Raw genomic sequence first — 22,401 nt, 5'->3', positions numbered from 1 at the left:
CAGCGCCACCTTTCAGGTGGCGTTTTTCATTTCCGGCTACCGCGCACGCTTGCGCCAGATCAAACGGCTGGGGTGACGTGCTCCTAAGATGGGCGACTCCTGCCCTCGTGGAGGGATGGCTATGGCGCTCAAGGTGTGGCTGGAAATCGTGCAGCAGGCGGCGGCTGGCAGTGGCGCCTTGCTGGCTGCAGCCTTGAAGCAGGCTCAGGTAACTATCGTGCAGCACCGCGACAGCGAGCGCGACGGCCATGGCATCGTCCTGTTTTCGCACGCCGATGCGACCTTGCTGCAAACGCTGCCCGCCTTGTGCCAACGGGCGCGCGTGCTGGCGATTGCCGCCTGCGGCCAGTCCCTGAGCTGCGCGCAACAGCGGGCCGTGATGGCGGCCGGCGCGCTCGACGTGCTGCTGTGGCCGCCCGGCAGCGTCGATGCGGGCCAGGTGCTGGCGCGGCTGCAGCGCTGGCAGGCGGTGACGCAGTTGCTGGCATCGAGCGCCGTGCGCCGGCACCTGGTGGGCGACAGCGCCGCCTGGAATGCCTTGCTGCACCATGTGGTGGAAATGGCCGCGTTCAGCCAGGCGTCGATGCTGATCACGGGCGAGACGGGCACGGGCAAGGATCTACTGGCGCAACTGATCCATCGCCTCAGCAACTGCAGGGGCGAGCTGACCATCCTCGACTGCACCACGCTGTCGCCGGAACTGGCCGGCAGCGAGCTGTTCGGGCATGAACGGGGCGCCTTCACGGGCGCGGCCGGCGCGCGCGACGGCGCCTTCGCCCTGGCCGACGGCGGCGTGCTGTTCCTCGACGAAGTGGGCGAACTGCCCCTACCCCTGCAGGCACAGCTGCTGCGCGCCATCCAGGAACGCAAATACAAGCGCGTGGGCGGCAGCAGCTGGCAGCCGACGCAGTTTCGCCTCGTCTGCGCCACCAACCGCGAGCTGGAAGGCGAAGTGGCGCGCGGCGCCTTTCGCGCCGACCTGTATTACCGCATCGCGGGCTGGCATTGCCAGACACCGCCGCTGCGCGAGCGCCAGGACGACATCCTGCCGCTGGCCCGGCATTTCCTGGCGGAACTGGCGCAACAGTCGCCGCCCCCGCTCGACGCCGCCGTGCGCGAATACCTGCTGCTGCGCGACTACCCGGGCAATGTGCGCGAACTGCGCCAGACGGTCACGCGCATCTGGCACCGCCATTGCGGTCCCGGCCCCATCACCATCGGTGCCCTGCCGCCCGAAGAGCGGCTGCTGGCGCCGCCCTGGCCCGACCCGCATTTCGAAGCGGCCATCCGGCGCGCCCTGAGCCTGGGCCTGAACCTGTCGTGCATCACGCGCTGCGCCACCGACATGGCCATCCGCCTCGTGCTGGCGGAAGAGCACGGCAACAACCAGCGCGCCGCCGCCCGCCTGGGCGTGACCGACCGCGCCCTGCAGATACGCCGCAAGGCAGCCGCCTGCGCGGCGCAGGCGGCTGCGACATCGGCCACGCCGGCCGCCCCTTGATGCTCCCTTGATCCACCTCAAGCCAGCCCTGCCAGGCGCAAGAAATTGCCGCCCGTGATCAGAGCCGCGTCCAGCGGCGGCAGGTTCAGCAAGTGGATCTTGTGCAGCTCCAGGCCCGGATGCAGCCAGGGGCCGTCCGAGCCGAACAGGACCTTGTGCGCCCCGGCGCGCCGCACGGCCTGCTCCAGCAAGTCGAAGCGGCGCACGCCCGAGCTGTCCGTGTAGATGTTCGCGTGCCGCGCCAGGTGATCGATCAAGGCCAGCTGCGCCGCCCAGTCGTCGCCGAAGCTGCCCAGGTGGGGCAGGATGAAATTGACGTCGGGATACTGTTGCGCCAGCAATTCGGCCACGGCCACCTCGCCGGCCGGGTCGTACAGCACGGGCAAGCCGAAGGCGCGCGCCGCATCGCAGAGCTCGCCGCTGATGCGCGCGTCCAGGCGGTGCGCCTTGATGCCGACAAAGCCGTAGCGCTCGACGGCCGTGCGCACCAGGTCCAGGATGCGCCCCCGGTCGCGCCGCGCATGCACGAAGGCAAAACCGTAGTAGCGCTGCGGAGCGCTGGCCACGATGCGCGCCACGCCGTGGTTGGCGATGGCGTAATCGGAATGGAAGGTGGCAAACAGCACGCTGCGGGCGATGCCGGCCGCCCGCGCGCGGCGCAGGTACGCTTGCAGCGGCGCATCGCTGTCCCACGGTCCGCTCAAGCCGTCGCCGGGACCGGCATGGCAATGGCAGTCGATGACGGGAACCACGCCGCCCTCCCCGGCCGCTGGCCGCTCAATTCCAGTCGCCCATCACGACGATGCGGTTGCCGCGCCGGCGCCAGCGCCCGCTCTCGTCCTCGCTGTCTGGCGCGGCCGAACGGAAATGCGGCAATTGCTGGTGCAGGGCCCGCGTCAGCGCGCTTTCCACGGCGCGCGGACTGCCATCGCCTTCGGTGGCCAGGCGCGCCGCCTGCCCCGCGATGCGCACGAAGCGGCGCGCCATCTCCAGTTCGCGGTCGGCTGGCGCCCCGGCCGCCATTTCCAGCTCCAGCGCATTGCTGGCGGCCCGCCCCAGGGCCGAGCCCAGCGCCGTGCCCACGCCCGGTATGGGGATCATCGAGCCGAGCGCGCCGCCGACAAAGGGCAAGGCCGTCTTGGCCACGGCTTTCAAGGCGCCGCCCAGGGGCTTGGCCACCTTGGCGATGGTCGAGCCCACCTTCTTGACGCCTTTCCACACGCTCTTGAAGACCTTGCCGAGGAACTGGTCGAGTTCATCCTCGCTGGACACTTCCAGCAACTCCATGGCCAGTTGCAGCTCTTCCTCTTCGCTCATGATGGCCGCAGCGCTGCCCTTGCCGGGCCAGTCCTGGCCGAATTCCAGCACTTCAAACGCGGCGCCGGCACGTTGCCGGCATTGCGCGCATTCACATTCGAGTCGGTGCATGATGCTCTCCTTCGCTGAGTTAGGGCGCTTCAAGTCCACAATTCACCGAGCACGGCCAGTTCCAGCTCGCGCCGCTGGTTGGTCAGCACGCCGCGCCGGTTGGCAAACATGTCGTCGTGGATGCGCTGCTCGATGCGGCGCCGCTGCGCTGCCGAGGACAGGGCCGCCACGTACACCTGATGCGTGCTCAGGTCGACGCCCATCATCTGGCCGCACAGGCGGTGCTGCAGCAGGCGCCGGTGCAGGTCATCCGTCTGCCCGCTGTAGGCGCGGCGGCGCCCGCCCGCATCGAATTCGATCACATACAGCCCGGGGCCGCGGCCATTCGGATCGCGCAAGGCATCGGCGAGCGGTCCCAGCGCCTGGTAGCGCAAGGCAGCCGCTTCCGGTACCCGGCCCAGGGTGCCGGCCAGGGTGGGCGGGATTTCGCCCTGTTGCTGGTCATCGTCCGCGCCGCCCTGGTCCTGTCCCTGGTCCGGGTCGAGCGCCTGATCCGGCCCCTGCCGGTCGCCAAATGCAGGCTCCGGCACGGGATAGGCCGCCGGATAGATGGCCGGGTAGATCGGCGCGTAACCGCCCCAGCCCCGGAAGCGCGGCGGCAGGTAGGGCAAGGGCGGCGGCGGGCGCGGCGGACGGCGCCCCTGGTAGCGCGGCGGCACGGGACGGCGCTGTCCGCGCAGCGGCGGGCGCGCGCGCAGGCCGCCGCCACGCATGCCGCCGCGCCCGCCACCAGGGCGCGGGCGCTCGCCTTCCCACTCGCCTTCGTCCTCCCCGGTCCACTCCCCTTCCCACTCTGTCGCCCATTCGCCGGCCCACTCCTGCTCCTGCCCGCCAGCTGCCTGAGGCTGCCCCATAAAGGACAGCATTTCAAATGCCTCGTTCATATCGCCTCCTCGTGTGATGTTCAAGTAGCGCCATGGCCTGCACCAACTGCGCCGGTGCATGGTCCGCCCGCAACAAAAAAGTCAGTGCTCCGCTGCCGCCCCCCGCTTGCGCCAGCGCCAGCACGCCGGCCTCGCGCAAGGCGTCCTGCAGGCTGGCGCGGCCTGGCAGGCGCTGCACGGGAAAGCTGCCGCCACGGCAAGCGATACCGGCCGCCGCCATCGCGGCCCGCCATTGCGCCACATTGGCCGCCAGCCTGGCGCGCAGGGCATCGCCATGCCGCGCATTGAGCGCCAGCGCCCGCCGCGCCGCCGCCAGCACGGCCGCCGATGGCGGACTGGCATGCACGCGCGTCTGGCTCTGCGCCGCAAAGCGCCGCAGCAGGCTGGCGCTGCCCGCCAGCACGGCCAGCGGCACGCCGAAGCCCTTGGCCAGCGAAGCGCCGACGAGCAGGTGACCGCCATTGCCGTCGTGTCCGTCCCGCAAACCATGTTGCCGTGCCGACCCGCCGCCGTGCGGCCCCGAGACGCCCAGCACCTGCGTATCGTCCAGCAGCAGGTAGCCGCCACCGTGCCGCGCGATGGCCGCGTAGCTGGCCAGCGGCGGCGCCGCGTCGCTGCCGGGCACATAGCCATCGGCCAGGATCAGGGGCCGCCGGCCGCCGCGCCTGGCGACCGGCCCGCCATTGCCCCAGGCCGCCGCCAGCCGGCGCAGCGCCACCACGTCGCCGGCCGGAAACACCTGCAGCGGCAAGCCCAGCGCCTGCGCCCGCTCGGCGCCCCAGCGCGCGATGGCATAACTGCCGCCGTCGACGAGGATCACCAGCCGTTCGGCCGCCAGCATGCCGAACAGGTCCCAGAACAGGTGCAGCGTCGACGGCAGCACGCAAGCCGCCTCGCACCCCTGCAGCGCCGCTAGGTCGGCCGCCACCGCCTGCGCGCCCGGCGGCTCCCGCAGGGCCGCCGGCTGGCCCAGGGTCAGGCAACTCCACGGCGCCAGCTGGGCCGAGGGGTGGCGCATGCCCAGGTAGAGGGCGCTGGTAAAGTCGAGCATGCACCCGCCCCGCTCCCACCCTAGACGCTGCGCAGCTGCTGGCTCAAACGCTGGCGCAGCAGCACCGAGGGCATGGTCGCTTCGACCACCGGGTCGCTGCTGTCGACGGACAGGTCGACCCCGGTGGCGGCACGGTAGCCGTGGATGTAGCCCTGCACTTGCGGACGCCAGAAGCGTGCCCAGTTGAACGCCTGCGTCGGTTCATAGATGTCGCTCCAGTTGCCATAGCGCACAGACAGCAGCAACTGTTCGCCGAAGATGGCCAGGTTGCGGAAGTGCATCACGCTCGTATCGGTCCAGCCTTGCAGTTTCTTCATGGCGTCGACGCGGTCCATCCACGGTTCCGGATACGCCACCATCACGCGCGTGGGCAGGAATTCGCGGAATTCGGGCCGCGCCAGCATCCATTGCTGCATCAGCATCTCGATGCGCGCCGTCGACGGCAAGTCGCCGAACTGGTTGTGCGCGCCCTGCGACAGGATCAAATGGATTTCCTTGAGCGCATTCAGCACGGGGAAGGCGTCCGCCTTGACGGTGGTGTCGTCGTCCTGCTTGTAGAACGAGGTGAGCAGGCGCAGCAGGTGGTGGAACGCTTCCAGGAACTTCGAGCGGCTGTCGGCTGGCCGGAAGTGCTGGACCGCCTTGCCGTCGAGACGCACGCCGTAATGGTGGTCGTACTCGTAATTGCGGCGCACCACGGTCAGCCGGTGCTGCTCATCTTGCGTGTATCCCCACAGCAAGTTATTCAGGGGCCGCAACATGTCGATTTCCGTATTCGACAGCGGGTCGAGGCCGCCGCCGGGCGCGCGCAGGTTCTGGAAGCGCTGCGTGATGGCATTCATGGTCTGCACCAGCATGCCCTCTTCATGCCAGTACGACCAGATCAGTTCCAGCAGGCAGGGATTGGCCAGCTTTTCCTGGATGATGCCAAAGCACAGGTCCACTTCGCCTTCCTGGCCGCGCGGGATGCTGATCGGGATGTCGGGCAGCTTGCGGCGGATCACGGCCAGATACGGCAAGGTCTGGAAGCCGTCGATGTTTTCCAGGTAGTCGTTGCGCAGCACGGTTTCCAGGTCGCGTCCCTGAGGAATGTCGCGCCGGTCCAGGTAGGCGTTGTCCTCGGCCGGATTGAAGGCCAGCGGCTGGTTCAGCACGCCGCAATTGACCATTACGAACGCTTCCGTCGCCACTTTCAGCACGCGGTAGGAATCGGAATCGGAAAACGGCAGCGCGCGGCGCTGCTTGAGCTGCTGGAACATGTCGGCCTTCTTGACGAAGCGTTCCTGCTCGAAGCCGCGCACGCTCGCCAGGTCGCCGCAGAACAGGCTGTCCATGAAATGCAGGTAGTTCGTAAACGACATGGCCTCGGTACTGTTGCGTATCAGGGTCCACAGCGGCAAATCCTCGGTCGGCTCCGTTTCCGTGCGCGTCAGCGACACCCCCACATTGCCCGTGATCGGCGATGGCTGGCGCTCTTCCGTCTCGTAATCGGCATCCACGGCCAGCATGGCATTCGGGCTGAGGCCCTCCGGCACGGGCAGCGCACCAAGCAGCTCCGGCCGCTGCGACAGCATCATCTGCGCGCCGAAGCGGTGCATGCCGGCGCGCCGCACGGGCGTGGAAAACGCATTTGGCGTGCCGCGCATGGGCACCCACGGCGAGGCGGCCAGCACCTGCACCAGGTCGCGCCCATCGGCGCTTTGATCGCCGTCAAACGACACGCTGGCGATGGCGCGGTCGCCCACGCGGCCGAAATTGCAGTCGCTGGGATGGCAGTCGGCCGTTTCAAACGTCAGCCCCACCTGCGGGTTGAGCTGGGGCTTGAAGCACAGCACGGCGCTGCAGCCGGACTGCACCGTCACGCACTGGGGCGCCGTGGCCGGAAAATTGCCGTACCGCCCCACGTAACTGCCCGTCGCCAGGTCGGAAAACACGGTGCAGCCATTGCCATCGGTCCAGCGCACGCCGACCAGCATGGCCGGATCGGCCACCCACGTGGCGGCATTGAAATTATGGCAATCGGCATCCAGCCCCCGGTACAGGCTGACGGCCGCGTTGACGACCCGCCCCCCGCTATCGTGCTCGTGCACGGTGACGGCGATGCTGCCGCCCCGGTTTTTCGGGCCCGCCTGGCCCGCCCCCCCGCCCTTGCCGCTCATTTTGCTGCTCATCTTGCTGCTCATGTCATTCTCCTCAATGGATAATCAAACGGGATGCCGGGGGCGGCACCGTCCCGCCAGCCTGGCGGCCATGCCGCACGACATCGGCGCACAGTTCCGACGTGTCCAGGGTGCTGCGCAAGGCCCAGTGCGTCAGCAGGCGTCCCAGCAGCTCGCTTTCGTCTTCGGGACTCAGGCTGCCGCTGGCGCGCGCCTGGCCCAGCACGGCAAACACCAGGGTGGGGGCGGCCTCGTACATCTGCCCGGGCGCCAGGTTCCAGCTGCGAAACAAATGGCCCAGCCTGGCCGGCTGGCGTGCCTGCACGGCCATGCTTTCGGCCAGCGAGGCGCCGCGCAGGGCCGGTGGCCGGTGCTGCACCAGCAGGCCGACCAGGGCCGCCATGCTCGCTTGCAGCTGTTCCAGCAGCCGCTGCTGGAACAAGGGCAGGCCCGCCAGCGGGTAGTACGACAGCCACAGCTGCTCCAGGCGGCTCCATTGCGGGTGCGGATACAGGGCCCGGCCCATGGCGCAGCTGAGCCTGACCCGCAGCCACGGCACCGGGTGGGGATCGTCCACGTTGAGGCGGAAGACAAACACGCGCGGCAGGCTGACGACGCCGATCAGGCCCAGGGTGGCGGCCACGCCGACGCGCGCCAGCGACCAGAAATCGGCCACGATCTCGGATATCCACCGTTCCCACAGCTGCCACACGTGCACGGCGCCGCTGCCGCCATGCTGCATCGCTTGCAGCACGGGCCGCAGCGAAGCCACCAGGTCCAGCAGCGCCGCGCCCTGGTGCCCTACCTCGTGCACCAGCGACGAAGCGATGCTGCTGCCGATCATGCGTTCGCGCGGCAGGCGGATGATGGCGACGGGATTGTCGCCGCCACCTGGCAGGCGCGTGCGCGCGCGGCGGATGGCCGCCCCCGGCCCCCGGTCCAGGTAGCAGATCACGGGCGGCGCCTGATACACGTCGCCAGGCAGCGCCAGCGCGTCGGCGGCGACGATGTCGAGGCCGGCCAGCCACACGCCCGTCTTGTGTTCGCTGCGCTGCGTGATGACCTCATTGAACAGGTCGAACTGGGTCAGCGCGGCATTGAATTTCAGGCGCAGGAAGATAAACCGGCGCTGCGCCTCGGCGGCCGTGGCCATGCTGGCGCCGTCGGCCTGCTCGCGCCGCAGCCACCACTGGAACTGGGCCACCATGCGCCGCAATTCGCGCCGGCCCTGCACCAGCTGGCTTTCGATGGCCGACTGGGCGCTGGGCATCAGGGCGGCCGCCAGCACCGTCGGCTCGATCAGCGCGAACGGCTCCAGCCGCGCCAGCCGCGTCAGCAGCGAGCGCGCCTCCTGCGCCAGCATCCAGGCAGCGTAAGCGCCGATGGCCATGATCTCAGACGCCGTAGAGGACGATCTTGTGGCCCTGCCGCGCCCAGCGGCCGCTGGCCGGACGCATGCCGGCCTGGCTGCGCGCGGCGCCCGGCGCCTGGCTGCCGGCGCCGTTCTGCGTGGCGACCTGGCTGCCCGGACGCGCCAGCAGTCCGGGCGCGAACTGGCGCGCCGCGGCGCTGGCCGCCGCCTGGGCGATGGCGCGCGGATCGCCCGAACCGCGTGCCTGGGCCGCGCGGTTGACGGTATCGGCGGCCAGGCGCACGAATTGCTTGGCGCCCTCGAATTCGCGGTCCTCGTTCGATGACGCTTCCGCCTCCAGGCCCAGCGCGCTGCCGGCGGCCGAAGCCAGGCCGCTGCCGATCTTGGCGCCCAGCGGGCCGCCGAAATAACCGCCGATGGCGCCGCCAGCCAGCGGAATGGCTTTCTTCGCCACACCCTTGAGCACGCCGCCGATGGCCTGGCCCACGGGCGACTTGATGATGCCGCCCGCCACGGAGGCGGCCTTGCGCAGGAAATTGCCGAGAAACTGCTCGAGTTCGGCCTCATTACTGACCGACAACAATTCATTGGCCAGCTCCATTTCTTCCGCCTCGGAAAACATGGCGTTCGAGCCGCCCTCGCCGCTCCACTCGCCCTGGCCAAATTCGAACTGTTCCGCCTCAAAGCCCGACATCTCCTGCCCATATTCCAGGGTCGTACGATCTATGTCATGCATGATGAACTCCTAAAAGTTGAAACCTCAGTTGACCCTACCGTGCCGGATGGCATGACCACCCGGCTAACCATCGAGCACGACGATGTGCCCGCCTTCGCGGCGCCAGTAGCCACCGTCCCGTCCCGGCCCTGGCGTTTGCGCCGCATGCTTGAGCAAGCCTGGCGCCAGGGTGCGCGCCGCTTGCAGCACTGCCGCTTCCACCCGCGCCGCCGGCGTGCGCGCGGCGGCGGCGCGCCCTTGCTGCGCCAGCTCCGTATTGACGGCGTCGATCAGATGCACGACATGGCGCGCCAGTTCGAATTCCTTGTCTTCCGGACTCAGTCCTTCCAGTTCCATGCCGAAGATGTGCGCGGCACGCTGCTTGAGCGCCTGCGCGGAACCGCCATGCAGGGGCAGCATGGGCGCCACCACCCTGCCCAGCAGCTGGCGCAGCGGTCTTTCCAGCGGCGTGCCGCGCACCTGCCGCCCCGCCACCGTGCCCGCCAGCTGGCGCGCGAGGAAAGCGTCGAAGCGCCCCGGTGCCTGCACTTCCAGCAGCTGCGCGGCCAGCGCCAGTTCATCCTCGTGCTGCAAGGGCAGCGTGTCCGGCGATTCGGGCAATTCCATTTCGGGACGGTAGGCAAGCAGGCGGCTGGTCATGGCAGGCTCCGGCAAAACACAAGGAAGGCACGCGGCCCATGCCCTGTTATTGCAAGGGCCGTGCCAGCAGGGAGTCGGGGGAATGGAGGGCGCGGCGGCGAACGGCATTTCGCCGATGGCGTAAAAACCATGGTTTCCGGCGAAGCTATTTTCGCTGTGTCCATGAATTTTTAAACAAGCTTAATGCGAGGGAATTTTTACGTCATGCATCGACCACAAGTAGGCGTGCACGCAAAAATATTTTTCCATTTGCAAAAAATAAAGTTCCTTCAAATTGAAGCTATCATCCGGCAACTTCGTCAAAAAACTTATCAATTTAAAAGATGGACAAGACATAAATATTCTTTTGAGAACGCACTTCCAGTAAGTAAGCTCTACAATTACGAGGTCAGAATTTGATTGCCATAAAGAAACTAAATGACCTTCCCTACTTTGCGCCGCTTATTCGCAGCCGTAACACTCCTGAGTTTGCTTGCCGCCTGCGGCGGTGGTGGCGACAGTCCGGCCACCCCGGTACAGAAACCCGATGTCTCGGTGGTGCCACCGGCAACGGTGGAACCGCCCGCCACGGTGGCGCCCCCGGATGTGACGCCGGGCGAGCCGGCAGTCCCCGGGGAAACCGTCCCGCCACCACCGTTGACGATCCCGCCCGCCGGGCAGGCGACGACCTTCACGCGCCAGCAGGCGTCGCGTTTCCTGGGCCGGGCCACGTTCGGCCCGAATATGGCGGCCATCGATGCGCTGGCCGCCAGCGACAGCGACGCCTGGTTCAAATACCAGTTTTCCAGGCCACAAACCTTGCATCGCAAATATATCGATGCGAAGTTTCCACCGGCGGGCGCGACGGCCGGCAAGGCCCTGCCGCCGGATTTCTATGAAACGTTCTGGCAGCAGGCCGTGCGCGGCGACGACCAGCTGCGGCAACGCACGGCATTCGCCTTGTCGGAAATTTTTGTCATTTCCACGCAAAACGAAGCCGTGTGGCCGCACACGCGGGGTGTTGCCAGCTATTACGACATGCTGGGGCAACATGCGTTCGGCAACTTCCGCGCGCTGCTGCAAGGCGTCGCCACGCACCCGATGATGGGGCTGTACCTGTCGCACCTGCGCAATCAGAAGGAGTCGGCGACGCGTACGCCGGATGAAAATTTCGCCCGCGAAGTCATGCAGCTCTTCACCATCGGCCTGTACCAGCTGAACGCGGACGGCAGCTTGAAATTGTCCGGAGGCAAGCCCATCGACACCTACTCGCGCGACGACGTGAGCGGCCTGGCGAAAGTGTTTACGGGTTGGAGCTGGGCCGGGCCGGACCAGGGCGCCACCCGTTTCAACGGCAGCGTTGCCGACCCGGACCGCGACTGGAAACCGATGCAGAATTACGCAGCCTTCCATTCCACCGGTGAAAAACGTTTCTTGGGAGTCAGCATTTCGGGCGCCACCAGCGGCGAAGCCGACCTGGCGCAAGCCCTCGACACCCTGTTCAACCATCCGAACACGGGGCCCTTCTTCGGCCGCCAGCTGATCCAGCGCCTCGTCACCAGCAATCCCAGCCCCGCCTATGTAGGCAGGGTCGCCGCCGCATTTGCCAACAATGGCGCGGGCGTGCGCGGCGACATGCAGGCCGTGCTGCGCGCCGTGCTGCTCGATCCGGAAGCGCTGGCCCCGGCCGGCACGACCTTGCGCACGGGGAAGCTGCGTGAACCGCTGGTACGCCTGGGCAACTGGATGCGCGCCTTTAACGCCAAGGATGCCGCCTCGCAATACCGCATCTATTATCTGAGCGATCCGCTCACGGGCCTGGGCCAGAATCCCATGAATGCGCCATCCGTCTTCAATTATTTCCGTCCCAGCTATGTGCCGCCCAATTCGCCGCTGGCCACTGCGGGCCTGGTGGCGCCGGAAATGCAGATCACGGCGGAGCCGTCCGTCACCGGCTATCTGAACTTCATCCAGGATGCCATCAGCGGCGGCGTGGGAGAAAGCGCCGAAGTGAAGGCGGACTATGCGGCCGAACTGGCCCTGGCCGACCAGCCGGCAGCCTTGCTCGACCGCGTTGACCTGCTGCTGTTGGCCGGCAACATGTCGGCCAAGCTGCGCGGCACCATCCTGTCCGCCGTGAATAGCGTGCCGATTCCGGCCGCCAACGGCAGCAATGCCGCACAAGTCAATCTCGCACGAACCTACCGCGTACGCCTGGCCATCTTCCTGTCGATGGCCTCGCCTGAATACCTGGTCCAGAAATAAGGAAGCCGCATGTCCCAACTCCCCGCTTTTTCCCGCCGCCGCTTCCTCGGTTCCATGCTGGGCCTGGCCGGCAGCACGGCCGCGCCATTCGCCCTCAACCTGGCCGCCATGGGCCAGGCCGCCGCCCAGTCGGCCGATGACTACAAGGCGCTCGTGTGCCTGTTCATGGCTGGCGGCAACGATGCCTTCAACACGGTGCTGGCGACCGATACGCCTTCCTGGAATGAATACCTGCGCCTGCGCAACACGGGCAGCAATGATTCGATCCACCTGCCCGCCGTCGGCGCAGCCGGTGGCGTGCTGCCCATCGTGCCGGCCACCGCGCAAGCGGGGCGCAGCTTTGCCCTGCATCCTGCGCTCGGCCCGCTGAAAAGCCTGTTCGATGACGGCCGCGCCGCCGTCGTCGCCAATGTGGGCACCTTGATCCAGCCCGTCACCCTGGCGCAATACAAGGCGGGAAGCGTGGCCTTGCCGCCCAAGCTGTTTTCGCACAACGACCAGCAATCGACCTGGCAGTCGGGCTTGCCGGAAGGCGCCAGCGTGGGCTGGGGCGGTCGCCTGGGCGACCTGGTGGGCACCGGCAACAGCAACGCCATGTTCACGGCCGTGTCCGCGGCATCGAACGCGCTGTTCCTGAGCGGGCGCCAGGTGCGCCAGTTCCAGGTGGGTCAGTCCGGTGCGGTGCCGATTCGCAATATCAACCTTGGCGGCAGCCTGTTCGGCACGGCGCAGGGACCGGCCGCCTTGCGCGAAATCATCACGACGGCCGGCAGCGACATGATGGAACAGGAACATGTGGCCATGATCGAGCGCGCCATCTCCAGTCAAAGCATCCTCAGCGGCGCCATGCTGCCGGCCGGCCCGGGCGGCGTGCCCAATCCCCCGCCCTATGTCAATCCGAACACGGGCGCGTCCGGCGCCAATCCGCTGGCCGTGCAATTGCAGACGGTGGCGCGCATCATCGGCGGGCGCGGCCCGCTGGGCGCGAAACGCCAGGTGTTTTACGTGACCTTGGGCAGTTTCGACACGCATGACCGGCAAAAGGCGCTGCATGCCGACCTGATGGCGCGCGTTGCGCATGCGCTCGCGTATTTCGACACGGCCCTGGCCGCGCTGCAGGGCGCCGACATGCGGCGCCAGGTGACGACGTTCACGGCGTCGGACTTCGGCCGCACCTTCAGCAGCAATGGCGACGGCACGGACCACGGCTGGGGCGCGCACCACTTCGTCGTAGGCGGCGCCGTGAAGGGCCGCGACATCTACGGTGCCTTCCCCGCCACGGGCGTGGGCCATGAACTCGACGTCGGCTCCGGCGCCCTGCTGCCCACCACGTCGGTGGACCAGTACGGCGCCACCCTGGCCAGGTGGTTCGGCGTGGCCGACAGCCAGCTGGCCAGCGTGTTCCCCAACATCGGCAACTTCAGCCGGCGCGACCTGGGTTTCATGGCCACCTGAGCACTCGGCGCCTAGCCGTTGACGGCGATGCTCAGGGTAACGACATAGCCATCCGTGGCGCTGCCCGTCACCGTGGCCATCTGCAGGCTGGTACCGTCGCTGAAGACGTTGTCGGTGGCATAGCTGATCTGCGCCAGGTTGCGCACGCTGGCCGTGTAGCCGCTGGCCGTATAGGCCTCGTTCAATGTTGCCATCGGGAACGTGAACTGCGACGTCTTGATGCGGCTCGCGGCGCCGGCCGCCTTCGCCAGGCTGGGATAGACCTCGACATGCACGTGCGGCATGCGTCCTGCGTAGCAGCCGGGAAAGATGGTTGTAAAGCTCAGCGCGCCGGCGCTGTCCGTTTCCTGCACGCCGCGCAAGTAATTCTGCGCCGTCACGCCGCTCGAGTACAGCGAATACAGGCCGTCGCGGTCGCAATGCCACAGGTAAATGGCGTAGCCGGCCAGGCTGGCGCAGCCGCCGCTGGCGTTGAGCAATTGCAAGTTGATGGTCAAAGGCACGCCGGCCGCCACGCCCGTGGCGCCGTTGAAGCTGGCACGGATGTCGCTGCGCACGACGCCCGACAGGTTCAGCACGTTGACGATGCTGCCGCCATGCGTGTTCGTGCCGTCGGCCGGATACGGCCCGCCCGTTTCCTCGGGGATCACCGCGCAGGCGCCCGTGGCGGGGACGGTGGGCGTCGCGACCGTGCCTGCGCCGCTGCCGGCCACGGCCGTCGTGCCGGCGTCGGAACCGCCGCCGCAGCTGATCAGGGGCAAACCGGCCGCGCCCGCCAGCAGCCAGCGCAAGACCTGGCGCCGCTCGGCCGCCAGCGCAGCCATCATTTCGAGGTCGGATGCCAGGCCGTGGTCATGTAAGTCCATAAATACTCCATCAAGTGGGGCAAGCCCGCCAATGCCGGGTTCAGGCTGGCGCACAGGAACAGGGCTTGCACGGCCCGTTCCGCGAGCGCTTTCCTGACAGCAAGGGCGAACTGGCGTTCCATGGTTCAGGCCACTGTATCGGGCAGCTTAGCGCTGGCGCGCAGCCAGCTGGACGCGTTCAACGGCCTGGCCGCGTGGTCCGGGGCCGTCTTCGCGCTGCCGGGCCAGCTGCTGGCGCTGTTCCGGCGTCAGCACGGCCAGCAATTGCTGGTCCAGCCGCGCCTGTTGCAAGCTGATCTGCGCCATCGCCTGGGCCGCCGTGTTCGCCAGCGTGGCGGCCCTGGCATCGTCATAGGCGGATGAGGCGGCCAGTTCGCGCAGCTGCTCATGCGCCTTGAAGGCGATCTTGTGCTGTTCGCGCAGCAGCGGCGCCTGGGCATAAGTGGCGGCGAAGACCTTGTCCTGCTGCGCTTCGCTCAGCTCGACGCCGCGCAGGAATGGCGGCAAGCCCGCCCCGGGACCGTGGCCGAAGCCGGGACCGGGACCGGGACCGGGGCCGGAACCGGGACCGCGTCCGGCTCCCGGCGGCGCGCCCTCCATCGGATGCGGCGGCGGGCCGTCGGAAGCCGTCGCCTGCTGGGCCAGGGCGACGAGCGGCATGCTGCAGGCCGACAGCAGCAACAGGGAGACGACTATGCTCAGGTATTTCATGGGACATTCCTTTCGTGGCGATCAGCCTTGATTGTCGGCGTCCGCCATGTAAAGCAGCGTTAGGGCGGCGTAAAAGCGTGTAAAGGAATGTAAGCAGGCATGTGGGCGGCAATGGTCGCAGGAACGGGCGCGCCGGCATGTAAAAGTGGGTAAAACGGCCGTGAACACCCGCGTTTGGCTGCTATCATCGGGCGATATCCACCGAAAAAGTACAGGCATGAGCAAGGTTTTGTTAATCGACGACGACGTCGAGCTGGTCGGCATGTTCCAGGAGTACCTGACGCAGGAAGGGTTCGACGCCAAGGCCGTGCACGACGGCGAAAGCGGCGCGGCCGAAGCCCTGTCGGGCAAATATGCGATCGCCATCCTCGACGTCATGATGCCGCGCATGAATGGCCTGGAAACGCTGCGCCGCATCCGCGCCGGCAGCACCCTGCCCATCCTGATGCTGACGGCGCGCGGCGACGACACGGACCGCATCGTGGGCCTGGAACTGGGCGCCGACGATTACGTGACGAAACCATGCACGCCGCGCGAACTGACGGCGCGCATCCGCGCCATCCTGCGCCGTGCGCAGGCGGCGCCGCACGACAACGGGGGCACGGCGCCGCTGACCGTGGGCCAGCTGACGATGTGGCCGGAGCAGCGCCGCGCCGCCTGGGCCGGCACGCACCTGGAACTGACGAGCACGGAATTCAACCTGCTGGAAGTGCTGGTGCGCCACGCGGGCAAGCCCGTGAGCAAGAATCAATTGTCGGAACTGGGCCTGGGGCGGCCCATGGCCCGCTTCGACCGCAATATCGACGTGCATTTGAGCAGCCTGCGCCGCAAGCTGGGCAGCCTGGCCGACGGCCGTTCCTGCCTGCAAACCGTGTACCGGCTCGGCTACCAGCTGATCAAGGAGTAAGCCGTGGGCCGATTGTTCTGGAAGTTTTTCCTGTGCATCATGCTGGCCCAGGTGACGGCCACCATCGGCATCGGCGGCACCTTCTGGCTGAAAAACCGCGCCGCCCTGCAGGAACGGGCGCTCGACATCGACACCAGCCCGCCCGCGCAAATGGCCATCGAAGCGGCCAGCGCCACGCTGGAAGCGGGCGGCAGCGGGGCCCTGCGCCAGTTTCTCGGCAAGATGGAGCGGCTGCGCGTGTTTGCCGTCGATGCGCAAGGGCACGAATTGATGGGACGCAATGTCCACCCCGCCATGCTGCTCAAGGCGCGCACCTTGCTGGCGCAGCCGCAGTCGCACCCCGTGGTGCGCGAGGCGGGCGGTAGCGACGGCAAGCGCTACCTGCTGTTCCTGCCCTCCTCCGAACGCTTCCGCAATGCCGAGGCAGGCGCCGCGCGCGATACCCTCAATGCCGTCACCATGAGCGGTCCGCGCGGCATGCCGCCAGGGCCACGGTCAGGCGCAGCAGGCGCCGCGCCGCCCCGCCCGCAGTTCGAACGGGGCCCGCCGCCCGGCCCGCGCCTGGACAGTCCCTACCGCACCTTCATTCCCCTCGCCGCCGCCATCGCCGCCAGCCTGCTGTTCGCCTTCCTGCTGGCCTGGTACTTTGCCCGTCCCATCCGCGACCTGCGGCAGGCGTTCGAGGCCGCATCGCATGGCGACCTGGCGCCGCGCTTCCACGCCAGCGGCAAGCGCGGCGACGAATTGACGGACCTGGGCCGTGATTTCGACCGCATGACGGGACGCTTGCGCCACCTCATGGATAGCCAGACGCGCTTGCTGCATGATGTCTCGCACGAGCTGCGCTCGCCGCTGGCGCGCCTGCAGGCGGCCATCGGCCTGGCCCACCAGCAGCCGGAAAAGATGGCCGCCTCGATGCAGCGCATCGAACGCGAAAGCGAGCGCATGGACAAGCTGATCGGCGAACTGCTGACCCTGTCCCGGCTGGAAGCGGGCGCCGCGCAGGGGGGCGCGGCGCAACCGCACAGCGAAGACGTCGCCATCGCCGACCTCGTGCACGATATCGTGGCAGACGCCCGCTACGAGGCCGGGGCGCGCCAGGTGGCCATCGCCGTGGCGGGCGACGCGGCCAGCGCCGATGCCATGGTCACGGGCCAGCCGGAATTGCTGGCGCGCGCCGTGGAAAATGTCGTGCGCAATGCCGTCAAGCACAGCCCGGACGGCGGCACGGTGGACGTGGCGATGTCGCGCCAAGACGATGGCAGGCAGGCAATGCTGCGCATCGCCGTGCTGGACCGGGGGCCGGGCGTGGCCACGGCCGACCTCGCCAGCATTTTCGAACCGTTCTTCCGCGCCAGCCCTACCCGGCACAGCACGGATGGCCATGGTCTGGGCCTGGCCATCGCCCGGCACGTGATCGGCGCCCATGGCGGCCGCATCGGGGCCAGCCTGCGCGACGGCGGCGGGCTGTGCGTGGAAATGCTGCTGCCCGTGAAAACGCCAGGCTGAGCCATCACGGCCAGCCTGGCGCAGGGGATGGCCAGCCGCCCTGTTACGCCTGCGTATCGATGATGCTGCCCAGGGTGGACGAGGCCGATGCGGCCGGGCTGGTGGCCGTATCGGCGCTGCCGGCCGCCTGCGTGCTTTGCTGGGCCGCCTTTTGCGCGGCGGCTGCCTGCAACTGGGCAATTTGCGCCTGCAAGGCCTGGATCTGCTGCGCCAGCTGCTGCTGCAGCTTTTGCGACGTTTCCGTCTGCTCACCCTTCTGCGACTCCGTCAATTCCTTTTGCGCCGCCGTGATCTGCTTTTGCAGCGCCGCGATTTGCGAGCTGCCGCCCGAACTGCCGCCACTGGCCGCGCTGACCGCGCCGCCTGTACCGATTGCCGCTACCATGATGCCTCCTGTGTGTGTCGATACCAATGTTAACGGCACGGGCAGGTGCGCATGTAGTGGCGCGCGTGTAAAGCCAGGTAAAGACGCCGCTCCGACGCACGCTTGCCTCCCGGCATGCAAAGCTGGCACACTGGGACTTCCCTTCCTTGGCCTTGATCAATGATGACGACATCCTTGCTGCCCGCCCTGCCCGACTTCCTGCCCCGCCTGCGCTGCGGCGTCATCGAGTTTTCCGTCCATCACATGCGCGGCGGTACCTCGACGGGCCTGGTCTTGCACGCGGCGTCCGTGCCGACCGACCTGGCCTTGCGCGAGGAATTGCTGCGCCACCTGATGGGCGCGCCCATGTCCGGCCAGTTGCCGGGCAACCGGCAAATCACGGGGCTGGGGCGCGGCGCACCGACCAGCAATAAAGTCTTTCTTGTCGAAGTGGAACAGCATGCGGGCCAGGCGCGCCTCGTCAGCACCCTGGCGCAACTGGCCGGCGGCCATGCCGGGATCGACTGGAGCGTGAACTGCGGCAATATGTCATCCGCCCTGCAACTGTGGGGCCTCGATAGCGGCGTCATCGAGGCACTGGCCATCGGCCCGCACGCCATCGACATCCGCAACACCAACACGGGCGTCATCACCACCTCGCGCATGGCGCGCGAACCGGACGGCAGCTTTGCGGCGACCGGCATACCCGGCGTGCCCGGCAGCTTTCCCCGCGTCGATCTATTCCTGCAGCAACCCGTGGGCGCCAAGACGGGCAAGCTCTTACCGACGGGCAAGGCGCAGGATAAGGTGCTCGGCTACGACGTCTCGTGCGTGGATGTGGCCGTGCCCATGGTCATCGCGCTGGCCAGCCAGTTCGGCAAGACGGCGCGCGAGGCCATCGCGGAACTGGAAGCGGACGCGGCTTTCATGCACGCCATCCGCCAGGTGTGGAGCGCGGCGGGGCAACTGATGGGCTTGCGGCGGGGCGATGGCCAGCCGATGAGCCTGGATGAGCTCGGGCGCAGCGAAACCATCCCCAAGTTCTGCATCGTGGGGCCGGCGTCGGGAGAGGGAAATATTGCTGTACGTTACTTTACGCCGCAGGCGGGCCACGCTTCGCTGGCCGTCTCGGGCGGCTGCTGCCTGGCGGCCGCCTGCCTGATACCAGGCACGGTGGCGCACGCCATGGCGCGCGGCTTGCCGGCCGTGGGAGCGAACGAGGCGGAAATCGCGGTGGGCATAGAAAATCCGGCCGGCATCCTGGGCACCGGCATCGTGGCGCGCCAGGATGGCGATACACTGGCCATCCGCAGCGCGGCTTACCGGCGCAGCACGCAAATCTTGCTACGCGGCCATGTTCCGCTGTACCAGGCATCGCCGCCGCTGAAAGCCTGGCTGCTGAAACAGCTTTAAGCAGACACAAGGCAGGACTGGCGCCTGCCCGCCGTCGCTCAGGTTTTTGGCAAGGTGACGCCGACCTGGCCCTGGTACTTGCCGCCACGGTCCTTGTACGACGTTTCGCACACTTCATCGGATTCAAAGAACAGCACTTGCGCCACGCCTTCGTTGGCGTAGATCTTCGCCGGCAACGGTGTCGTGTTGGAAAACTCCAAGGTCACATAACCTTCCCATTCCGGTTCGAACGGCGTGACGTTGACGATGATGCCGCAGCGCGCATAGGTGCTCTTGCCCAGGCAAATCGTCAGCACATTACGGGGAATGCGGAAATACTCGACCGTACGGGCCAGCGCGAACGAGTTCGGCGGGATGATGCAATAACCCTTGCCCGACACGTCGACGAAGTTGTTCGCGTCAAAATCCTTGGGATCGACGATGGTGGTATTGATGTTGGTAAACAGCTTGAACTCGTCGGCGCAGCGGATGTCATAGCCATAGCTGGACGTGCCGTAGGACACGATGCGGTTGCCGTCGCGTTCCTTGACCTGGCCCGGCTCGAACGGCTCGATCATGCCGGTTGTTTCCGCCATGCGGCGTATCCATTTATCGCTTTTAATCGTCATCGCAGGGGCATCTTTCTAGAATATCGGAATGGCTGGGGCGGCACGCCTTGAGCAGGCGCGGCCCGGATGGCAGGATTTTACGCGAAAATCCACCGCCGTTGGCCATTGCCCCCTGAAAATCATTGCCAATAGTCTAGTGTTTCGCCAGCAACGCAGCGATCATCTCGCGCACCACCTGCGCCGTCAACTCGGGGTTTTCCATCGGGAACAAATGGCCGCCAGGCACCTGGCGGAAAAACGGACCGACCAGCTTGCGCGTGGCCGTCAAGCCCGCCTGGCGGCATTCCACCGATGCCGTGCCGCCGATAAAGCCGATCGGTACGGACAAGCCATCGCGCACGAGGCTGCCGATATGGTGCGGCAAGCTGCGGTATACATCCGTTTCCACTTCGCGCGTGAAGCGCAGCTGCACCCCGTCCGGATGCGGCGCCAGGCCGCTGGCGATGTAGTCGCGCAAGACTTGCGGCGCCCAGATGGCGAACATGTCCTTGGCTGCAAAGTGCTCATACGCGGCCTGCGCATCGGGCCACAGCTTGCGCCGCTTGGCGGAAAAGCGTGCCGGCGAGAAGCGTTCACCGAGCGCCGTGTTGCGCGCCAGGCGCACCAGCAAGGCGCGCCAGCCCGCCACCACGGGCGAATCGAGCAAGACCACGCAGCGCACGAGATCGGGCCGCCGCTTGGCCACCATCACGCTGAGCATGCCGCCGAGCGAGTGGCCGACGAGGATCACGGGGGCCGTGTAGCGGCGCTCGAGGTCGTCGATATACTCGCGCACCAGCTCGGGCCATCCCGTGCTGACGGGATACGCGGGGTCGTGCGCGTGCATGTCGAGGGCCTGTACCTGGAAATACTGGCCCAGCAAGCCGAACAGCTTGCGGTAAGTGCCGGCGGGATAACTGTTGGCGTGGGCAAAGTGCAGCTGCGGGAGTGTCATCGTGGGGCTGGGCCGGTAAATGCGATAGGCAATTGTAATGGCAGCCCGGCAAGACGTATCAGAGGAAGGCCTCTAATTGCCGCTGCGCCACGGCCATGCCGGGCACGAACGAAGCCAGCACTTCGCCCAGCTCGGCCATCGACTCGACCACGCAAAACGCGCCGTCAAAAGCGTGGTGACGGTTCATCTGGTTGCGCAGGACGATGCACTCCAGGCCGGCAGCGTTGGCGGCGCGCAAACCGCGCGGCGAGTCTTCCACGGCCACGCAGTGGGCGGCATCCAGGCCCAGGCGCTGCAAGCCCAGCAGATAGCCATCGGGCGCCGGCTTGCTTTCCAGGTACATTTCACGCGTCAGCACGAAGTCGAAATGCCCGCGCAAGCCCGTGGCGGCATGGCTGATCTCGAAATGTTGTTCATATGCACTCGTGACGACGCCCATCGCGACATGCGGACGCAAGGCTGCCAGCACCTGTTGCACGCCCGGCAGGGCCAAGCGGCGCGCCTGGCGCAAACGGTCGGCAAACAGCCGCTTGCGTTCCAGGCGCAGGCGGTCGACCAGTGCGATATCGTGGCCCTGCCCCAGCAGTACATGCCAGGCGCCATAGTTATTGTCCAGGAACCAGTCGAAGAACTGCTTCGGCGTCAGGTCTATGCCGTAGGGCAACAGCAAGTCGCGGTTGCTTTCATAAAACAGCTGTTCAGTATCGACCAGCACGCCATCGTTGTCCCACAGCACACCCTGGATGGTTTTCATGGCGAGGTTCGGCTTAAATGCTTACTTGAACTGATTACTTGAAGAAAATGTCGTAGGACAGCTTCACGATCAGCAACACCAGCAGCACGAGGAAGAGGATGCGCACGAAGGCGGCGCCACGGCGCACGGCGATCCACGTGCCCGTCAGGGCGCCCAGGATATTGCACACGGCCATGGGTGCGGCCACGGCGTAGACCACGTGGCCGGCGGGAATGAAGAAGGCCAGCGCCGCCACGTTGGTGGCGATATTCACCAGTTTCGAGCAGGCCGAAGCGAGGATGAAATCGAAGCCGAAGACGCGGATGAAGAGGAAGATCAGGAAACTGCCCGTGCCCGGCCCGAACAGGCCGTCATAAAAGCCGATGGCGCCGCCGATGACGATGGCCAGGATGCGTTCGCGCCCGCCGATGGGACGCGCCTCGCGCGTGGTGCCGAAATCCTTCTTGATGAAGGTGTAGATGGCCATGATGATGATCAATACGAGCACCATCGGACGCACCACCTGCTGCGGCACATAGGATACGGCGGCCGCGCCGATGAAGGACATGATGAAGGCGCTGGCCACGGCCGGCAGCACCAGCAGCCACGGGATATGCACCTTGCCGACAAAGGAGCGGGCCGCGAACGTGGTGCCGCAGGCCGACGCCAGCTTATTGGTGCCCAGCAAGGAGGTGGACGCCATGTTCGGCATCAGGTTGAACAGGGCCGGCAGCTGGATCAGTCCGCCCCCACCCACGGCGGCATCGATCAGGCCGGCAAAGAAGGCAAATAAACACAGCAGCGAAATGGTCAGCATGATAGGCAGCAGGAAATGGGCAACAGGGGCAGTATAGGCGCAGGGCATTTTTCTGGATGCAACTTCATAT

Annotated in this window: 22 protein-coding genes; 6 read left to right on the top strand and 16 right to left on the bottom strand. The window is 67.0% G+C overall.

Annotated elements, in window-relative coordinates:
- The first annotated feature begins 121 nt into the window (after positions 1–121).
- On the top strand, positions 122–1,501 hold the full coding sequence (locus YQ44_RS10210) for a sigma-54-dependent transcriptional regulator (protein ID WP_232251243.1): 1,380 nt from the start codon (positions 122–124) through the stop codon (positions 1,499–1,501).
- Positions 1,502–1,518: 17 nt separating this feature from the next.
- Here YQ44_RS10210 and YQ44_RS10205 read toward each other — a convergent pair whose 3' ends face one another.
- The 8 genes from YQ44_RS10205 to YQ44_RS10170 all read right to left on the bottom strand — a co-directional run bounded on the left by YQ44_RS10205 (position 1,519) and on the right by YQ44_RS10170 (position 9,770).
- Positions 1,519–2,253, bottom strand: a complete 735-nt coding sequence (locus YQ44_RS10205; protein ID WP_083411750.1) for an amidohydrolase family protein — start codon at positions 2,251–2,253, stop codon at positions 1,519–1,521.
- A gap of 25 nt (positions 2,254–2,278) precedes the next feature.
- Positions 2,279–2,929, bottom strand: a complete 651-nt coding sequence (locus YQ44_RS10200) for a hypothetical protein (protein ID WP_071323282.1) — start codon at positions 2,927–2,929, stop codon at positions 2,279–2,281.
- Positions 2,930–2,958: 29 nt separating this feature from the next.
- Positions 2,959–3,813, bottom strand: coding sequence for a hypothetical protein (locus YQ44_RS10195; protein ID WP_156894766.1), 855 nt, complete (start codon positions 3,811–3,813; stop codon positions 2,959–2,961).
- Positions 3,797–4,864: an aminotransferase class I/II-fold pyridoxal phosphate-dependent enzyme gene (locus YQ44_RS10190; protein ID WP_071323280.1), complete on the bottom strand. Its 1,068-nt coding sequence runs from the start codon at positions 4,862–4,864 to the stop codon at positions 3,797–3,799. The genes YQ44_RS10195 and YQ44_RS10190 overlap by 17 nt, the downstream gene beginning before the upstream one ends.
- Positions 4,865–4,884: 20 nt before the next feature.
- Positions 4,885–7,047, bottom strand: coding sequence for a hypothetical protein (locus YQ44_RS10185; RefSeq protein WP_071323279.1), 2,163 nt, complete (start codon positions 7,045–7,047; stop codon positions 4,885–4,887).
- Positions 7,048–7,057: 10 nt separating this feature from the next.
- A complete protein-coding gene (locus YQ44_RS10180) occupies positions 7,058–8,413 on the bottom strand; it encodes a hypothetical protein (RefSeq protein ID WP_071323278.1) in 1,356 nt (451 codons plus the stop codon).
- Between the two features lie 4 nt (positions 8,414–8,417).
- Positions 8,418–9,131: a hypothetical protein gene (locus tag YQ44_RS10175; RefSeq protein ID WP_083411749.1), complete on the bottom strand. Its 714-nt coding sequence runs from the start codon at positions 9,129–9,131 to the stop codon at positions 8,418–8,420.
- Positions 9,132–9,194: 63 nt separating this feature from the next.
- Positions 9,195–9,770, bottom strand: a complete 576-nt coding sequence (locus YQ44_RS10170) for a hypothetical protein (protein ID WP_156894765.1) — start codon at positions 9,768–9,770, stop codon at positions 9,195–9,197.
- A 417-nt stretch (positions 9,771–10,187) separates the two neighbouring features.
- Here YQ44_RS10170 and YQ44_RS10165 point away from each other — a divergent pair, with 417 nt between their 5' ends.
- Positions 10,188–12,014, top strand: coding sequence for a DUF1800 domain-containing protein (locus YQ44_RS10165; RefSeq protein ID WP_071323275.1), 1,827 nt, complete (start codon positions 10,188–10,190; stop codon positions 12,012–12,014).
- A 9-nt stretch (positions 12,015–12,023) separates the two neighbouring features.
- Complete coding sequence (locus tag YQ44_RS10160) at positions 12,024–13,469, top strand: DUF1501 domain-containing protein (protein ID WP_071323274.1); 1,446 nt, start codon at positions 12,024–12,026, stop codon at positions 13,467–13,469.
- Between the two features lie 11 nt (positions 13,470–13,480).
- On the opposite strand, the gene YQ44_RS10155 is transcribed toward YQ44_RS10160, so the two are convergent.
- Genes YQ44_RS10155 through YQ44_RS10150 form a run of 3 tightly spaced genes read right to left on the bottom strand, consistent with a single transcriptional unit; the run spans position 13,481 to position 15,046 of the window.
- On the bottom strand, positions 13,481–14,335 hold the full coding sequence (locus YQ44_RS10155; RefSeq protein WP_071323273.1) for a dioxygenase family protein: 855 nt from the start codon (positions 14,333–14,335) through the stop codon (positions 13,481–13,483).
- The gene (locus YQ44_RS28810) at positions 14,293–14,457 is read right to left on the bottom strand and encodes a hypothetical protein (RefSeq protein WP_156894764.1); all 165 of its coding nucleotides are present in this window, start codon (positions 14,455–14,457) and stop codon (positions 14,293–14,295) included. The genes YQ44_RS10155 and YQ44_RS28810 overlap by 43 nt, the downstream gene beginning before the upstream one ends.
- Before the next feature lie 25 nt (positions 14,458–14,482).
- On the bottom strand, positions 14,483–15,046 hold the full coding sequence (locus tag YQ44_RS10150; protein WP_071323272.1) for a Spy/CpxP family protein refolding chaperone: 564 nt from the start codon (positions 15,044–15,046) through the stop codon (positions 14,483–14,485).
- Between the two features lie 217 nt (positions 15,047–15,263).
- Between YQ44_RS10150 and YQ44_RS10145 the strand changes: the two genes are divergently transcribed.
- Positions 15,264–15,953: a response regulator transcription factor gene (locus YQ44_RS10145; RefSeq protein WP_071323271.1), complete on the top strand. Its 690-nt coding sequence runs from the start codon at positions 15,264–15,266 to the stop codon at positions 15,951–15,953.
- Positions 15,954–15,956: 3 nt separating this feature from the next.
- On the top strand, positions 15,957–17,462 hold the full coding sequence (locus YQ44_RS10140) for a sensor histidine kinase (protein ID WP_071323270.1): 1,506 nt from the start codon (positions 15,957–15,959) through the stop codon (positions 17,460–17,462).
- Positions 17,463–17,505: 43 nt separating this feature from the next.
- Here YQ44_RS10140 and YQ44_RS10135 read toward each other — a convergent pair whose 3' ends face one another.
- Positions 17,506–17,847, bottom strand: coding sequence for a FlxA-like family protein (locus YQ44_RS10135; RefSeq protein WP_071323269.1), 342 nt, complete (start codon positions 17,845–17,847; stop codon positions 17,506–17,508).
- Between the two features lie 159 nt (positions 17,848–18,006).
- On the opposite strand from YQ44_RS10135, the gene YQ44_RS10130 reads away from it, so the two are divergent.
- The gene (locus YQ44_RS10130; protein ID WP_232251234.1) at positions 18,007–19,239 is read left to right on the top strand and encodes a PrpF domain-containing protein; all 1,233 of its coding nucleotides are present in this window, start codon (positions 18,007–18,009) and stop codon (positions 19,237–19,239) included.
- A gap of 38 nt (positions 19,240–19,277) precedes the next feature.
- Here YQ44_RS10130 and dcd read toward each other — a convergent pair whose 3' ends face one another.
- The 4 genes from dcd to YQ44_RS10110 all read right to left on the bottom strand — a co-directional run bounded on the left by dcd (position 19,278) and on the right by YQ44_RS10110 (position 22,331).
- A complete protein-coding gene (gene dcd, locus YQ44_RS10125; protein WP_034755486.1) occupies positions 19,278–19,847 on the bottom strand; it encodes a dCTP deaminase in 570 nt (189 codons plus the stop codon).
- A gap of 133 nt (positions 19,848–19,980) precedes the next feature.
- Positions 19,981–20,781 carry an alpha/beta fold hydrolase gene (locus YQ44_RS10120; RefSeq protein ID WP_071323268.1) on the bottom strand — a complete coding sequence of 267 codons (801 nt, stop codon included), beginning with the start codon at positions 20,779–20,781 and terminating at the stop codon, positions 19,981–19,983.
- Positions 20,782–20,839: 58 nt separating this feature from the next.
- On the bottom strand, positions 20,840–21,535 hold the full coding sequence (locus YQ44_RS10115) for an HAD family hydrolase (RefSeq protein ID WP_071323267.1): 696 nt from the start codon (positions 21,533–21,535) through the stop codon (positions 20,840–20,842).
- Positions 21,536–21,569: 34 nt separating this feature from the next.
- Positions 21,570–22,331 carry a sulfite exporter TauE/SafE family protein gene (locus tag YQ44_RS10110; RefSeq protein WP_071326384.1) on the bottom strand — a complete coding sequence of 254 codons (762 nt, stop codon included), beginning with the start codon at positions 22,329–22,331 and terminating at the stop codon, positions 21,570–21,572.
- Positions 22,332–22,401: the final 70 nt, after the last annotated feature.

This window comes from Janthinobacterium sp. 1_2014MBL_MicDiv, from assembly GCF_001865675.1.
GTDB lineage: Bacteria > Pseudomonadota > Gammaproteobacteria > Burkholderiales > Burkholderiaceae_D > Janthinobacterium.
Note: the sequence above shows the minus strand (reverse complement) of the source record. Positions and strands in the feature narration are given on the sequence as shown.